Source organism: Ruegeria sp. YKSD179 (assembly GCF_059612885.1).
In genome coordinates, this window is record NZ_JBXWRL010000011.1 from 97895 (window position 1) to 113414 (window position 15520).

A 15520-nucleotide genomic window follows, 5' to 3' on the forward strand; every position below is an offset into this window, starting at 1 on the left:
TTCGCAAGATGTTAAACGTACGCTCGCGCGACTTCACGAATTCGCTCAATCATCGCACGCAAGCCGTTTGAACGTTGCGCTGATAGGTGATCGTTAAGCCCCAACCGCGCCAATTCAGCAGCTGCATCCACCGAAGCAACATCGGAAACAGGCAATCCATTATAAAGGGAACGCAGTACTGCAATTAGTCCGCGAACTATCATTGCATCACTATCACCATCAAAGTGAAACTTCCCGTCGTTGATCACCGGGTGTAACCACACCTGACTTGCGCACCCTTTTACTTTGGTGGCAGGTACCTTAAAGGCCTCATCCAAAGGTTCCATCGCCTTGCCCTGATCAATCACGTGCCGGTACCGATCCTCCCAATCGTCCAAGAACTCGAAATCTTCAACGATCTCTTCAAAAGCTGCTGTTGCCATGATTGGGCTATCCTTGCGTGTCGCGGTAACAATCGTGACCTATGCCCCGCTTGACCCACTGTCCAGCCCCTGCCGTGCCTTTTCAAGCATTGGAAATTGCGCTAACCCGTTTCAAATCAAGTCGCGCAAAATGTTGGACCCATGCATAAAACTATTTCTGTTCTTTTGGTCTCTGCCCTTTTTCTTTCCGCCTGCAGCGGTTGGAGGAATTCGCGCGCAAACCCTTCAAACTGGTTTGGCAGCAGCACAACCTCTTCACCACCAGTGGAACCAAGCGAGGAATACGCTCTGATCCCGGACAACGCTAGCGGCGAGGAGTTTATCACCGGAAATGACCCGGATGACAGAAGCGTTATGATTGCTGTTGTTGATGAAATGCAGATCGATCAAACCCCAACAGGTGCCATCGTCTACGCGGCTGGCACTGCCTCGCGGCAGGGCGCTTACGACGCTCGTTTGACACGAATTGACAACGATGAAAACGTCAAGAACGGCATCCTGGAATTTGCGTTCAGGGTCAATTACCCCATTTCCCCGACGGCTCAAGGAACCCCACGTTCAAGAATGGTGTCTGACGCTATCACGCTCGGCAGACGCGATCTGGAAGGGGTACGCTTGATTCGAGTGGTGGGGCAGCAAAACGCGCTGGAGTCTCGCCGTCGTTGAGACGCGAGTTAAAGTGACACTACTCGAACTGACTGACCTTTTGCAGCAAGGGCAATCTTGCCCTCACAAAGCTTCAGCGCATCTTCTCCAAAGACCTCGAACCGCCAACCTGACATCGCTGGCAACGACCGTTCTCCTGCAGCTATCTGATCCAATTCGGAGCTGGATGCGATCAACTTTGCGGCTACACCCGAACTTTCCGTTTTCGACTTTAATAACACTCGCAGCAGATCGGCCAACGCCGGATTGACCTTTAGCTTGTCGCGACTGTTATCCACTTTGGGCAAGGCGTCGGCAGGACAGTTCATACCGCGCTTCACGGCAGCAAGAATACCATCTGCTATTGGTCCTTTGCGGGCTTCTCGCAAGAGAAGTCGCGATCCACCCAGATCAGCAGGAGTCCTTGGCTTAATTGACGCCATCTCAATCAAGGCATCATCTTTAAATACACGGCTTCGAGGAACGTTGTTGTCTTGCGCATAACCTTCACGGAAATGGGCAAGTTCGCGCACCACCGCCAAAAACTTACCGGAGTTTGTTCGTGTCTTTACACGACGCCATGCATCCTCAGGGCGAACGTTGTAGGTTTCCGGTTGTGTCAGTATCCGCAGCTCTTCTGCAACCCAATGACTGCGGCGGGATTTTTCTAATTCAGCTGCCAAATGTTCATAAATTTTGCGCAGATGGGTCACATCGGCCAATGCATATGTCTTTTGCGCGTCAGACAACGGGCGACGCGACCAGTCAGTAAATCTCGAAGTTTTATCGACACCTTCTCGGCAAATTTTCCGCACCAGTGTCTCATAACCGACTTGCTCGCCAAAGCCACAAACCATCGCCGCTACTTGGGTGTCGAAAAGTGGCGTCGGAAAAACTCCAGCCTCGAACCAAAAAATCTCAAGATCCTGACGAGCGGCATGGAAGACTTTGACGACCTTCTCATTCTTGAAAAGTTCGTAAAGAGGTTCCAGCGACATACCCTCCGCCAGTGGATCTACAAGAACTGCGCTGTCCTCGTCTTCCGACGGATAGGCAAGCTGTACCAGGCATAACTTGGAATAATACGTCCGCTCGCGCAGGAATTCGGTATCGAGTGTCAGATATGGGTGCTTGGAAGCGACCGCACAGAAATCGGCCAACTCTTGCGTCGTTTTCAATGTTCTCATGCGCGGTTCTGTTCTTGCTCTTGTTATTAGTGACTGCCCGTCTGTTTATCCTCGTTCCGAGCGTTGACGGCGACCATAGGCCGAACAGTAGGGCCGTGTAAATCACCCGAACGACCTCAGGGCATTTGAACAGGCGTCTTATCTCCGGCGGCAAAGCGTCTCAGGACAGCCGGATAAAGCTTGTGTTCCCAAACCAAAACTCGAGCTGCAAGCGTTTCGGGAGTATCTCCGACATTGATCGGCACCCGCGCCTGCCCCAAAACCGGACCGTCATCCAGCGCAGCAGTAACTTCGTGCACTGTGCAACCATGTTCGGCATCGCCAGCCGAAATTGCACGAGCATGTGTGTTGAGGCCCTTGTATTTCGGTAACAAAGACGGATGAATATTCAGCATTCTGCCCTGAAAGTCGGACACAAAATCAGCGGTCAAAACTCGCATGAACCCCGCTAGGCACACGATATCCGGGCGAGCATCCTGCAATGGTTTCCGCAATTCGGCTTCGAAAGCACTGCGGTCACCTTTAAATGGGCGATGATCCACCGCTGATGTGGGAATCCCCCGATCTGCCGCCTTTTTTAAACCAGCTGCGGTGGGATCGTTGGATAATACCAAACAAGGCCGCGCCGGATGTTCGCCAGTCATGCTGTCTGCTAGCGCAACCATGTTTGAACCGCCACCAGACAACAAGATGGCAACACGTTTATGTTTCACGACAAGCTGCCTGAGTAGGTAACACCGGAAGCATCCGTCACTGTTCCAATGCGAACCACGGTCTCTCCCGCGTTCGACAACAATTCGGCAAGCGCGTCAGCCCGTTCATCCGCGCAAACGACGACCATGCCAATTCCGCAGTTAAATGTCTTGAGCATCTCTGATCCAGAAATACCACCTATTTTGGCCATCCACTTAAACACCGGCGGTAAATCCCAACTCTTAAGGTCGATCTCCGCACCCGTTGTGTCAGGCAGAACGCGGGGCAAGTTTTCGGTTAGCCCGCCACCTGTTATATGCGCCAAGGCATGCACTCCGCCCGCCCGGATCGCCGAAAGTGCGGGCTTCACGTACAACCGGGTTGGCGTCAACAGCGCTTCGCCCAACGTCCCGCTGCCAAAGGGCGACAGGTCGGTCCAATCCAGCCCAGACATCTCAACCAATTTACGAACAAGTGAGTATCCGTTGGAATGAACCCCATCAGAGGCCAAGCCCAATAGGGCGTCGCCCTTTTTCACACCCTCGGGCAAAGCAGCCCCCCGCTCCATCGCGCCAACGGAGAAACCGGCCAAATCAAAATCACCCTCCGGGTACATACCAGGCATCTCTGCCGTCTCACCACCGATCAAGGCACATCCCGATTGCGCACAGCCCTCGGCAATACCCTCGATGATTCGTGCCGCAGTGTCGGCGTCCAATTTTCCGGTAGCAAAATAATCCAAAAAGAACAGCGGCTCAGCGCCCTGACAGATCAGGTCATTGACACACATTGCGACCAAGTCAATTCCAACACCGTCGACCAAGCCCGTATCAATTGCGATCCGCAATTTAGTGCCAACGCCATCTGTGGCGCCGACGAGAATTGGGTCTGAATAACCTGCCGCCTTAAGGTCGAACAACGCTCCAAACCCACCCAACCCACTAATTACACCAGGGCGGTTGGTGCGTTTAGCTGCTGGCTTGATTCGATCAACCAACGCGTTTCCCGCATCAATATCCACGCCGGCGTCGGCATAGGTTATTCCGTTCTTGCCCGCTGTCATGGCCTATCCCTTTGTTTTACGTTGGGCGCGAGTTATTCGATTGTGCGACTTGTTGCAACGGTCAGGCTTGACGCGGGCCGTGATCGTGATACGCAGGGCGCTCAGGCGGGCCTGTAGCTCAATTGGTTAGAGCAGAGCGCTCATAACGCTTTGGTTGGGGGTTCGAGTCCCTCCGGGCCTACCACATTACTAAGATTCAAAAATCACCTGCCAATAATGATATCGGCGCACAAACCGCCGAGGTTTTCGCTTTTACCTAGCCTCAATGCGCCTCCGTGTGCTCTTGCGATGTCAGCGACGATTGCAAGTCCCAATCCCACACCACTGCCCAGATTTTGGTTTCGGGCAGGATCCAGCCGTGTAAACGGTTTGACGGCCTCGGTCCGCTGTTCGACTGGAATTCCGGGGCCGTCATCTTCGACGCGGATGCGCATGGATTTTGGCGTCAGTGTCAAACTGACCTCTGCACAAGTACCATAGCGGACGGCGTTCCCGATAAGGTTTTCAACTGCACGACGCATTGCCATGGGACGGAACGATACTGTCCCCTGCCCTTCAACAGATACCAATTTTACACTGTGACCCGCCCGCAAAGCGTCTTCGGTTATCTGACGCAACCAAACTGCCGGGTCCACGTTTTCGGGAGAACCCTCGGCTGTACCGCGCGAAAACTCAAGAAACGCATCCAGTAGGGATTGCATCTCATTGACATCGTTCATCAACGGAGCTGATTCATCCTCAGGCAAAAGCGACAGACCCAGCTTGAGCCGCGTAAGTGGCGTGCGTAAATCGTGACTGACACCAGACAGCATAAGAGTGCGCTGTTCCATCTGTCGTTCAATCCGAGTTCGCATGTCCACAAATGCATTGCCCGCTGCCCGTACTTCGATTGCACCACTGGGTGAAAACGGCACGGTTCGTCCTCTGCCAAAGGCTTGGGCCGCCTCCGCCAGCCGGGTAATAGGGCGCAACTGATTTCGCATATACAGGAACGAAATCGAAGTCATCAAAACGGCAAAGAACACCATTGTGACGATGAGTTGGTGGGGCGCCACAGGCGACAATCGCCTGCGCTCAAACGCCAATTCCAGAATTCCAAGGTCCGTTGCAAGATACAGTCGCACCGGCTGCCCCCGGGGCAATGCAATTGCAACGAATTCAGGCAATGCACCGCGCAACTCATTCACAAGTTGCGGAGCAATGAAATCATACCAACGGCGCTTTCCGACCTCAGGCTCTTCGTTGGGACGCAAGAACCTGGCCGTCATTTGAAGGGCCTCCATATCCGGCTGTGCCGCTGCCAGCGCTTCTTGCTGAGTTTCAGCACCTTGCATGACATCTGTTACAAGGTTCACTTCTCGCACAGCATTTCGCGTCATCTGGGCGGTCACATCTTCAAGATGCTTTTGCATGAACGCGATAGAGACGACCAGAAGCACTACAACAACGGGCACAACAAGGATTAGTGCTGCCCGGGCATATAGGCTGCGCGGCATATATGGTTTGAGCCAGTGCGAAGACATGCGCTAAACCTAACGAGCCGATTGGGTAAGAGAAAGAGGTCAGAATGCAGGCTCCCGATGATTTCAACGCCCAACCTGGCGAGGTTGTCACCTTGACGCACGGCGCAAGACGAATTTTGGCACCCAATCCCTCTCCGATGACCTATCGAGGCACCAACACTTACTTAGTTGGCGAAAGAGACATCGCGGTAATAGACCCGGGCCCGCCAAGTGAAGCCCATCTGAAATCGATTCTGGGCGCACTCAAGCCCGGTCAGCACATTAGCCACATTATTGTGACGCACAGCCACATGGACCATTCACCCTTGGCCGCGCCGCTGTCTCGGCACTCCCGCGCCCCGATTCTGGCGTTCGGCGGAGCAGAGGCCGGACGTAGCGCTATCATGACCCAGCTTGCCAAACAGGGGCTTGCTGGCGGGGGTGAAGGCATTGATGCAAGCTTTCGCCCGGACAAAGAGTTGACTGACGGAGAAATTGTTAAAGGCGACGGATGGGCGCTCGAGGTAATCCACACGCCCGGCCATCTGGGCAATCATATTTCCTTGGCGTTGGATGATATGTGTTTCACCGCAGACCACGTGATGGGTTGGGCTAGTTCACTCGTCTCGCCTCCGGACGGGGATCTAACGGATTTTATGGCATCATGTCGTAAGCTGAGAGCACGAAGTTGGTCCGTTTTTCATCCAGGTCACGGAGCACCTGTCACTGATCCAGCCGCCCGATTAGACTGGTTGATCGAACATCGATTGGGTCGAGAGAAACAAATACTGGCGGCGCTCGAAGATCATACAGCGACGGCCAAAGATCTGGCCCAGCGCATCTATTTGGATACGCCTGCAGCCCTTCTGCCCGCTGCAGAACGAAACGTCTTCGCGCACTTGGTCGATTTGACGGAAAGATCCATCGTCAACCCGGAACCCGAGCTGTCAGTCAACGCTGTTTTCAACAGGTTGACGTGACCTAAAGATTTTTTTTCGCTTGAGGCGCTTCCCCTCTGGACGACCAGAATCCGGATTGCTATACGCGGGTCAGTTCCGGCGTAGCTCAGCGGTAGAGCAGTTGACTGTTAATCAATTGGTCGTAGGTTCGATCCCTACCGCCGGAGCCAAAAAATCAATGGGTTAGCAGAAAATCGAGCGCGCCGCTGGGCACGCTCTGCAACAACTCTGCAACATTTTCGGTGCTGCCACGAAAACGGGCGGCACCTTTCGACGCCGCCCGCATTGTCAAAGGTCAGGCGCCCTTCGAGATTTCGCCCAAGTTGATGACCTTGGGCCAGCCGGGCTCCACCTGCAACGCGGGATTGCCCGTTGCGATGTCCGAGAACTTGTAGTTCCGGTCGAAGTACTCCGCGTGGAACGCCTCGCGCACGACGGGGCAATACTCGAGGACCTCTTCGAGCAACTTGCCCTCGAAGGCGATGCCGTCGAGCAGCAGAAGGCCTAACTCGTCCTCGTAGCAAACTTCCACAATCGGTTCGTCGCTGTAGTGTTCTCCTGCCTGGATCGTTTCGAGCCACGCTTTGAGGTAGGGATGCAGTTCCATCACGCGACCTCCGCCTTCAAGGTCTCGCGAGGGTCAGGCCCGATGTCGATCTCGAGCGTCCAATCGTGCCAGTCAGTTTCTTCGTTGCGCACGAAGTGGAAGGTGCCGTCGCCGGTGACAATCGTGCCCGAGGCCATGCCTTCCTGGTCGTCGATCTCGTTCAAGGTGCGAAGGACGGTATCGCTAATCGTGTAGGTCTTCATCTTTCAGTCTCCTGTGTTGCCCGCGCCGATGCGGCGCAGGTTGGAGGTGACTGAGGAATGAGCGATTCTGTTCCATGCGCCCAACGTAGGCGCGCGGTCGTCGGGAGTCAAGAAAAGTGTTTAATTTCAGTAGGTAGAACGTTTAAACGCTGTGCCGCGAAAAAGGGCGACCCGGAGGCCGCCCTGATCGCATACAACGCTGCGCGGCGGCAGAGAATCCGCCGTTCGTACATGATGCAGCAAAGTGTTGGAGAGGAACTCACAGGTCGCGGGACCTAGCTGCCGTTCATTTTCAGCGCACAAACGCTGGGCATGCCCTCTGACCGGCTCGAGGCAGCCTCCCAGTGAAATCAACCTCTCGAGATTTGGGAGCCCTAGTCGTCTTGGGTTTCGTTCACCCAAGACGAATACCAAGCCCTCGTTTTCTCGTAGGAGAGTCCAAGATGCTCGTGTTGTGTCCACGGCCAGTCGCTGCCCCACATCAAACGGGAAGGGCCTAGCGCCGAAAGGAGTTCCGAGAAAAGAGCGGCAGCTTTGCTGTGTAAGGCACTTGTTGAGCTGTTTGGAAACACACGATAAGGTGCTGAAACTTTCACATAAAGCTGACCGGATTTATTGCCCACGAGGTACTTGAATCCGGGACATTCGAGTGGTGCCATTTGGTTTGGTCTACCGAAATGATCAATGACGATTCTTTCGCAGCGGTCTAAGAGCGCCGGGAGAATTGAGAGGATATCACGACTTTCACAATGTAATTCTACATGCCAACCAAGCGTGTTAGCGACGCTCAGTACGTTGGACCAATCCTCTATGTTGAATCGCTCAATTTGATCTCGTTTTATGAGGTTGAGACGCACGCCAATTACTTGAGCTTTCGCCAAATCGACAAGTTCTTGTTCCGACGCATCTTGGCTTACGACGGCCACCCCGCGAAATGTGAGATCGGAGTTTTTTCCGATCTCAAGTGCTTCAATCATATAAGAATTATCGCATCCAAGAAAGCTCGGCTGCACCAACAAGGCCCCGTCTAGACCAATTGTTCTTAGGTTTTCTGACAACATGGGCAGCGTTGCCGTGTTTGTCGGTGTGTAGCGCCGCCCCGGGGCGAACGGCAAATCCTTCTCAAAGACATGAGCGTGAGCGTCAAAGTCTCCGCTTGGTTCATCCATGAGAACGTTGGCGCCGGTCAATTTCATGTTTGATGTTGACTCCTCTAGTCCTATAGAAGACCATAGGAGTTAGAATATGGGAGGTCAATGATGCAGGCCAGTGTGCTTTCAGGAGATGACAGATTGCCGAAGTACCTGCGGCTCGCCGACAGCATTCGCACGGAAATCGCACTTGGAAAGCGTAGACCGGGCGATCAAATCGCCTCCGAAACAGAGCTTGCAATGCATTATGGTCTTGCACCCGGAACAGTGCGCCAAGCCATCGCTATTCTTGTAGATGAACGAATTCTGGAACGTCAGCACGGTAAAGGTACCTTTGTACGCCATCCAAGATTTGACAGTTCAATGTTTCGGTTCTTTCGGTTCTTGGGCGCCGACGGGTTGGATCTAGAGCCAGAAAGCCGCATTTTGCGACGGTTGCTTCTGCCAGCACCCGAACATGTTGCGCAGGCGCTTTCGATTGACGTAGGCGCGGATGCGATCTTCATGAACCGGTTGCGTCTGGTTGACTCAAAGCCAGTGCTTGTCGAGGAAATTTGGCTTCCACTCCCGCGCTTTTCAGCATTCCTCGAGATTGAGGAGCAGGAAATCGGCCCGCTTCTTTACCCAGTTTACGATCGCGAATGCGGACAAATCGTAGCTCGCGCCGAAGAGTATCTTACGGTCGAAGCCGCGGGAGTAGAGTTCTCGTCCATTCTCAAGGTCGAACCATCGGAACCGGTCATCGTTATCGACCGGATCGCTTATGCCTATGACGATGTCGCGTTGGAGTGGAGGCGCAGCCGAGGGTTGGCGAAAGAATTCAATTATCACGCGAGTATTCGCTGACTCGAAACGCCTGAGGGGGGCAAACATGAAAGAACTATTCTCCAATACACGACGCGCGGCGTTTGGTCTCGCCATAGGTGCCATGTCTTTTGCAGCGTCAGGTGCGCAAGCCGACGTAAGTTTCGCAGGTGAAACAGTTGAGTGGATTATCCCTTTTAACGAAGGAGGCGGATCAGATCGCTGGGCGCGTTTTTATGCGCCATTCCTTTCGGAAGCGCTTCCTGGCAAGCCAACAGTGGCCGTTATCAACATGCCAGGCGCTGGGTCAACCCGCGGCGCGAACCACTTTGCACAACGTGTCGACCCGGACGGACTGACCATCTTCGGGAGCGGTGGCTCCACTCAGTTGCCATACCTGTTGGGCGATCCACGCGTTGAGTATGAGTATTCTGACTGGTCGGTCGTTCTTGTTTCATCCACGGGTGGCGTTGTTTACACAACGCCTGAGATCTCCGAAGCTTTTGCGGCTGATCCCGTCGCAACAATGGCCGAGAATATATTCCTTCTGGGTTCCCAGGGCGCGACCCGGCTGGATCTGGTTCCGCTTCTTGGATTTGAGATGCTTGGCTTGGATGCACGGCCGGTGTTCGGCATTTCGGGTCGGGGCGAAGGCCGTTTGATGTTTGAACGTGGTGAAGCCAACATCGATTGGCAAACCTCCTCTGGGTATCTCTCACGCGTTGTGCCCTTGGTTGAGCAAGGGCTCGCTGCACCACTGTTCTCTTTCGGTGCGGTTGACGCAGATGGGAATATCGTTCGTGATCCGACTTTCCCAGATGTCCCAACCTTCGTCGAAATCCTTGAAAAGGTTAAAGGCGAGGCGCCGGCCGGCCCTGAATGGGAAGCTTGGAAAGCGTTCTTTGTTGCTGGTTTCTCGGCTCAGAAGATGGTTTTCCTGCCGAAGGGCACCTCTGATGAAATCGTTGCTGCCTATACAGCAGCCTTTGAAGATGTCGTGGCAGACGCTGACTTCGTCGCATCCTCTGGCAAGGAGTTGGGAGTTTATCCTCAGGGCACAGGCGAGACTGCAGAGATACAGTTGAAGCTTGGCACAACTATCTCTGAAGACACGCGGGCCTGGGTCATCAATTGGCTACGTGACAAGTTCAACGTTGATCTTTGATTGATCAAACCCTTCAGACAACCGGGCAATCGCGGCGATTGCCCGGTTTTTAAGTTCTAAGAACGAGAGGTAGCCTGTGGATCTTCTCAATACGGCACTGCCCGCCTTGGCCGAGGCCTCGGGCATAATCGCGACGCCATCAACATTTCTCTATTTGTGTTTGGGTGTTGTGGTTGGCCTATGTGTGGGTGTTCTGCCGGGTCTTGGCGGCATCGCGGGCTTGTCTCTCGTCCTTCCATTTGTCTACGGGCTGGACGCCGCGTCTGGTCTTGCATTGATGATCGGACTGGTGGCTGTCATTCCGACGTCTGATACATTTGCCAGTGTGCTTTTGGGGATACCGGGCTCTGCGGCGTCTCAGGCCACTGTTTTGGACGGCTTCCCTTTATCAAGCCAAGGGCACGCAGCGCGCGCTTTGTCAGCAGCGTTTATGTCCTCTCTATTTGGCGGACTGTTTGGCGCCGTCGTTCTAAGTGTCTTTATTCTTGTGGCGCGGCCGTTAGTCTTATCGTTTGGCGTGCCAGAGCTTTTGCTGCTCACGGTTCTTGGTTTCTCGATGGTGTCGGTGCTTTCAGGTCGCAGCCCGTTGAAGGGGCTGATCGCTGTTGCCTTGGGAATGATTGTGGCATCCATCGGGGAGGCGCCTGCCGAAGGGTCTCAACGCATGACATTCGGCAACTGGTACCTTCAAGACGGGTTGACGCTTGTAATTGTCGGTCTGGGTATTTTCGCAATCCCTGAGATATTAGGGCTTTTGCGGGAAGACAAACCGATTTCCAAATCTGGGGGATTGGGATCTGGTTGGTTCGAAGGCATTCGAGACTGGTGGCAAAACAGATGGCTATCGATCCGTTGCGCAACGATTGGCGTGATTGTAGGGGTTATTCCCGGATTGGGTGGCGCCGTCGTTGATTGGATCGCCTACGGGCATACGGTTCAAACTACCAAAGACAGATCGCGCTTCGGCAAGGGCGAAATTCGTGGCGTGATCGGGCCGGAAAGCTCCAATAATGCCAAAGAAGGGGGCGGTCTCGTCCCGACGCTGCTCTTTGGTGTTCCGGGCTCTGGCGCGATGGCTGTTTTCCTTGCCGGTATGGTTTTGTTGGGCATCGAAGCAGGCCCGGCGATGATGCGCCAGGAATTGCCACTAACCTATTCGATCGTTTGGTCACTTGCGCTCGCAAATGTTGTAGGTGCCGGATTAGCGATTGCCTTCTCTGGCGGGATTGCGCGTCTCACCACGATCCCATTCCCGTTATTCGCTCCATTCCTATTGATCGTGATTTCGTTCACTGCATTCCAGTCAGGACGTACGTTGTGGGACCTTGTCGCTTTGGTTTGTGTTGGCATACTCGGTATTATGCTTAAACGGTTTGATTGGCCACGACCGGCCTTCTTGATTGGGTTTGTTCTCGCTAGCCAAGCAGAGGTTTACACGTATCAGGCGACCCAAATCGCAACCGTTCGGCACACAATCGGCGGCTGGTCTTCCGCTCTTGGGTATCTTCTTTCTCCGGTCGGGATATGTATTCTATTTGTTATTGCAGGGTCTTTGTGGCTCGCAATGCGGAATAAGCCGCAAGGTGAGGATCATACCCCTCCGTTCGGTTCCCGAACAGCGCCGTTGATTTTCGCGGTATTCGTTGCCGCCGTTTTGGCCTTTGCAATGATTGATTCAATGGGGCTGTCTAGCTTTATAGACCAGATCTTCCCCATCTCTGTTTCAGCGCTTGGGCTGTTGGCCGCGTTTGTTTTGATCTGGCAAGTCTATCGAAACGAGGAGTCGCCGTCGCTGCATTATGATGCAGAAGCCGCGGAGACGCTTCCTCCGCGTTCGATTTGGCAAGGGTTGTTTTGGATCGTTGGGCTGGTTGGCATGATAGCATCGTTCGGGTTTGCGATTGGCGCGACACTTTTCGTTTCGCTCTTTCTTATCTTCAGGGCAAACGTCCGCTGGTACAAAGCGGTCTCTGGCGGGTTGGTCGGCGCTGGGTTGGTTGTCGGATTGTCCGAACTGTTGGGACGAGACCTCCCACAGAGTGTCATTCCGATGATTCAGATAGGTCTCTGAGGCTCGTAAGGACGGAGAAAATTCATGCCCATATTCCCTGTTTCAGGCAATTTGCAACTGCACTACCACCTGGATGACTTCAGCGACCCTTGGGACAAGAAGACGCCCATCTTTTTGCAGCACGGCAATGGTCGCTCCGGTGATTTCTGGTACCGTTGGGTGCCCGCTCTAGCGGCGAAATATGCGGTGATCCGACCCGATATGCGGGGGCTCGGCAAATCCTCTAAGATCAGCGATCCGGACAAGCAGTTGAGCGTCGAGGCTCTGATTGAGGACATTCTCCGCTTGCTGGATCATCTGAAAATCCAAAAAGTTCATTTCTGCGGTGAGTCAATGGGAGGCATTTTGGGCATGGCACTGGCCGCTCAGCACCCGGACCGAGTGGAATCACTGACGCTGGTTGCGGCGCCGGTTTTCATCGAAACGAAGATGAAGCAAAAGTACTCCTTGGGGCTTGGATCGCGCATCGAGGCGATGGAGCAGCTTGGCATTCGCAAGTGGGTCGCTGAGACCACCAAAATCACGCGGCTGTCGCAAGAAGAGAACCCAGGTCTCTTTGATTGGTACGTTGACGAGTTTTCCAAAGGTGATGCCACCACCCAAATCGCGATGTCCAAAATTGTCAACGCAGCAAACGCCAAGGATTTTCTCCCCAAGATTCACGTGCCGGTGCTCGGCCTGTACCCAACGAGCGGGCAAATAACGAGCGAACAGCAGATTGGCTTGCTGCGTGAGGGATTGGCGGATTTTCGTATTTGGCATGCTCCGACTCGGTTTCACATGATCCACTTGAGCCATCCCGATTTCTGCACGACCAAATTACTGGAGTTTCTGGACCAGTTCTAAGCCGACGTTGTCCTCGTCGAATGCGAAACATTGGGCCGGTTGGCTCAATCCATGACGCAAGGTTTTGTGCTGAGCCGCGAGGAACTTCAGAAATCCAGGCCCCGAAAGGCATTGTAGATGAACACTATTCCGGACACAGCAATCAAAGCTTCAATCAAATAATCATGCACACGCGTTCCCATCAGGCGGACCAATCGGCTTGCAACCCATGTTCCGGGAAACGTGACCAGCCCCATAAAGAGACCAAGCAGGATCAGCCGTTGGTCCAAGAGACCCATGCCGTAGAACGTGCCTGACCTCGACAGGGCGTTGGCGAGGCCGATTACGGCGTCAGTTCCCAGCAAGCGCGGTCCGCTAAGACCGATGCTATTAAAGAACGCGATGACCAGCATACCCGATCCGGCGGCCGTTCCGCTCATAAACCCGAAGGCCAGCCCTAGACCGGCAATCGTCTTGATTCCCGGCTCAAACGAGGCGCGCTTTAGATAGCGGCGCACAGGCAGGATGAGGATCAGAACCGCGCCGAGAAAGCCAAGAAAGTAGGTATCCGGTATCTCGCGCAGGAAGCTCGCGCCAAGATAAATGCCGGGTAATGACGCGACCGTGAACTGGATCGCAGGCTTCCAGGCAATCGTGCGCCAGTAAAAATAAATGCGAGAAAGATTCGCGCAGATCGCATAGACCGCTATGAGAGGGATGACCGCTTTAGGCCCGACCACGGGGGTCAATACAATGACAATGATGAATGAACCGCCAAAGCCCCCCAAACCGCTGACGAGGGCTCCGGCAAAGGCCGCCGCCGCTATCATAGCGTACTCGAAGAGCATTGCGTCGGACACTCTGGGCTTCAGTGTGCCATTAGCACTGGGATCTCTGCGTGTTTAAGCATGTGGCTTGTGACGCCACCCAGGAGCCTGTGGCGCAAGCGGGTATGCGCGTAGGCGCCTGTCACAAGCAAGTCGCAACTTTGGCCGGCCGCCAGATTGAGGAGGGCGGCGCCCGTGGATGCGGCCTTTTCGTCAATAAGCTGAATCTCAGCGGATACCCCATGATAGGCTAGGTAATCGGCTGCATCCCGTGCGGTGGGTCTATCCGACGGGGTATCTGGTCCGGCCCCAATAATCACACCCGACGCGCGCTTGAGGAAAGGCAGCGCCTGCCGGACTGCCTTTGTGCATTCCAGCCCGCCATCCCAGCCGATGAGGGCCTTGGTGATATTAATCTCCCACATGCCGCGCGGCACGAGAAAGACGGGCCGCCCAGTGTGAAGGATAGCCTCTTCGAATGTTGCGGTCGCATCGCCCGATTTTGAATGCGGGATCACGATAAGGTCACTGACCCGGCCATGAATCGCGATAAGTTCGCTTCGTGCGCCGTTGATCTCGCACCAGGACGCCGTTGGCAGCCCGTCTTCAGGCTTAACCGCAATGACGACGTCGTTCTCGTTGCAAAGCTGTTCGAAGTTTTTCCGCAACTCGCCGCGATTTTGGTTCGCGTCATCATCCATGATTGAAATGACTTGCTCGCGCACGGTTGCTGAAAGGGCAATGAGCTCGGTCCCCAGCAGGTCGCTTGGCCTCGACTGAGCAAAAATCACCCTGAGATGGGCGTTAAAGTGACGGGCGAGCGACAGGGCGCCGCGCAAACGTTCGATCTCGTTGCCGCGCGAATAGACCGGCATCAGAATGACTTTGGGATCCATGAGTGTTATTCCCCTTTCGCGATGGCTGCCAACGCGTTGATGTCTTCGATCTCCTCAAGGCTCCAAACGGCGTCAGCGAGAGCATTGGACACTTTGCTTCCAAGGATCGGCGATATCAGTTCGAGCGCTTTTGCCTGTACGTCCTCAGGCGACATCGGGTTGCCCGGCGTGCCGTAGACGACCTTGGTATGATGGCGGAACGTGGCACCACTCTTGGTGCCGAACTCAAGGATGGCCTGCCGGGCGGGCCGCGCGATGGTTAGTTCATGCGACGGAATGGCCGTCATCTTTTCGCGCAAGGCCAGAACGGCCGGATCGCACATTCTTGCCTTGTCGTGGCTGGTCTCGAAACTCGCGCCGCCGTCGATCAGCGTGATGGCAACCATATGCTGAAGGCATACATCCGGCATGTCACGGTTGTCGACGATCGTCAGGCGGTCGTCGGGCATGATGAGATCGATCTTTTCGATATCAGCAACGTCGAGCCCCTGATCCAGAAG

The 15520-nt window shown here is 54.5% G+C and carries 17 protein-coding genes and 2 tRNA genes; 8 read left to right on the forward strand and 11 right to left on the reverse strand.

The features are described 5' to 3' along the window. Positions 1-11 precede the first annotated feature (11 nt). A complete protein-coding gene (locus tag AC2FNE_RS08720; RefSeq protein WP_170477657.1) occupies positions 12-422 on the reverse strand; it encodes a SufE family protein in 411 nt (136 codons plus the stop codon). A gap of 141 nt (positions 423-563) precedes the next feature. On the opposite strand from AC2FNE_RS08720, the gene AC2FNE_RS08725 reads away from it, so the two are divergent. Further along, the gene (locus tag AC2FNE_RS08725; protein WP_170607810.1) at positions 564-1088 is read left to right on the forward strand and encodes a hypothetical protein; all 525 of its coding nucleotides are present in this window, start codon (positions 564-566) and stop codon (positions 1086-1088) included. Positions 1089-1096: 8 nt separating this feature from the next. On the opposite strand, the gene rnd is transcribed toward AC2FNE_RS08725, so the two are convergent. The 3 genes from rnd to purM all read right to left on the reverse strand — a co-directional run bounded on the left by rnd (position 1097) and on the right by purM (position 4010). Further along, complete coding sequence (gene rnd / locus AC2FNE_RS08730; protein WP_170477663.1) at positions 1097-2254, reverse strand: ribonuclease D; 1158 nt, start codon at positions 2252-2254, stop codon at positions 1097-1099. Positions 2255-2370: 116 nt separating this feature from the next. Beyond that, on the reverse strand, positions 2371-2967 hold the full coding sequence (gene purN, locus AC2FNE_RS08735) for a phosphoribosylglycinamide formyltransferase (protein WP_496805186.1): 597 nt from the start codon (positions 2965-2967) through the stop codon (positions 2371-2373). Beyond that, positions 2964-4010, reverse strand: coding sequence for a phosphoribosylformylglycinamidine cyclo-ligase (gene purM, locus AC2FNE_RS08740; RefSeq protein ID WP_496805187.1), 1047 nt, complete (start codon positions 4008-4010; stop codon positions 2964-2966). The genes purN and purM overlap by 4 nt, the downstream gene beginning before the upstream one ends. 107 nt (positions 4011-4117) lie before the next feature. Here purM and AC2FNE_RS08745 point away from each other — a divergent pair. Beyond that, a tRNA-Ile gene (locus AC2FNE_RS08745) sits at positions 4118-4194 on the forward strand. Positions 4195-4213: 19 nt separating this feature from the next. Here AC2FNE_RS08745 and AC2FNE_RS08750 read toward each other — a convergent pair. Beyond that, entirely contained in the window at positions 4214-5533 is a 1320-nt protein-coding gene (locus AC2FNE_RS08750) for an ATP-binding protein (protein ID WP_496805188.1), read from the reverse strand. 44 nt (positions 5534-5577) lie between these two features. Between AC2FNE_RS08750 and AC2FNE_RS08755 the strand changes: the two genes are divergently transcribed. Beyond that, entirely contained in the window at positions 5578-6492 is a 915-nt protein-coding gene (locus AC2FNE_RS08755; protein ID WP_170607803.1) for an MBL fold metallo-hydrolase, read from the forward strand. Between the two features lie 74 nt (positions 6493-6566). Continuing rightward, positions 6567-6641, forward strand: a tRNA-Asn gene (locus AC2FNE_RS08760). A gap of 125 nt (positions 6642-6766) precedes the next feature. Here AC2FNE_RS08760 and AC2FNE_RS08765 read toward each other — a convergent pair. The 3 genes from AC2FNE_RS08765 to AC2FNE_RS08775 all read right to left on the reverse strand — a co-directional run bounded on the left by AC2FNE_RS08765 (position 6767) and on the right by AC2FNE_RS08775 (position 8477). Continuing rightward, on the reverse strand, positions 6767-7078 hold the full coding sequence (locus AC2FNE_RS08765) for a hypothetical protein (RefSeq protein ID WP_496805189.1): 312 nt from the start codon (positions 7076-7078) through the stop codon (positions 6767-6769). Continuing rightward, positions 7078-7281, reverse strand: a complete 204-nt coding sequence (locus AC2FNE_RS08770) for a hypothetical protein (RefSeq protein WP_496805190.1) — start codon at positions 7279-7281, stop codon at positions 7078-7080. Before AC2FNE_RS08770 ends, AC2FNE_RS08765 begins: the two co-directional genes overlap by 1 nt. Positions 7282-7655: 374 nt before the next feature. After that, a complete protein-coding gene (locus AC2FNE_RS08775; protein WP_496805191.1) occupies positions 7656-8477 on the reverse strand; it encodes an amidohydrolase family protein in 822 nt (273 codons plus the stop codon). 96 nt (positions 8478-8573) lie between these two features. On the opposite strand from AC2FNE_RS08775, the gene AC2FNE_RS08780 reads away from it, so the two are divergent. The 4 genes from AC2FNE_RS08780 (at position 8574) to AC2FNE_RS08795 (ending at position 13318) form a co-directional block, all read left to right on the forward strand. Next, on the forward strand, positions 8574-9278 hold the full coding sequence (locus tag AC2FNE_RS08780) for a GntR family transcriptional regulator (protein WP_496805192.1): 705 nt from the start codon (positions 8574-8576) through the stop codon (positions 9276-9278). Positions 9279-9303: 25 nt separating this feature from the next. Beyond that, positions 9304-10401, forward strand: a complete 1098-nt coding sequence (locus AC2FNE_RS08785) for a Bug family tripartite tricarboxylate transporter substrate binding protein (protein WP_496805193.1) — start codon at positions 9304-9306, stop codon at positions 10399-10401. Positions 10402-10477: 76 nt separating this feature from the next. Beyond that, positions 10478-12472 carry a tripartite tricarboxylate transporter permease gene (locus tag AC2FNE_RS08790; protein ID WP_496805194.1) on the forward strand — a complete coding sequence of 665 codons (1995 nt, stop codon included), beginning with the start codon at positions 10478-10480 and terminating at the stop codon, positions 12470-12472. Positions 12473-12496: 24 nt separating this feature from the next. Further along, positions 12497-13318, forward strand: a complete 822-nt coding sequence (locus tag AC2FNE_RS08795; RefSeq protein ID WP_496805195.1) for an alpha/beta fold hydrolase — start codon at positions 12497-12499, stop codon at positions 13316-13318. Positions 13319-13404: 86 nt separating this feature from the next. Here AC2FNE_RS08795 and AC2FNE_RS08800 read toward each other — a convergent pair whose 3' ends face one another. The 3 genes from AC2FNE_RS08800 to AC2FNE_RS08810 all read right to left on the reverse strand — a co-directional run. After that, positions 13405-14157, reverse strand: a complete 753-nt coding sequence (locus AC2FNE_RS08800) for a sulfite exporter TauE/SafE family protein (RefSeq protein ID WP_496805196.1) — start codon at positions 14155-14157, stop codon at positions 13405-13407. Between the two features lie 8 nt (positions 14158-14165). After that, entirely contained in the window at positions 14166-15020 is an 855-nt protein-coding gene (locus AC2FNE_RS08805) for a universal stress protein (RefSeq protein WP_496805197.1), read from the reverse strand. Positions 15021-15025: 5 nt separating this feature from the next. Continuing rightward, the coding region (locus tag AC2FNE_RS08810) for a hypothetical protein (protein WP_496805198.1) at positions 15026-15520 on the reverse strand (495 nt) is incomplete at its 5' end.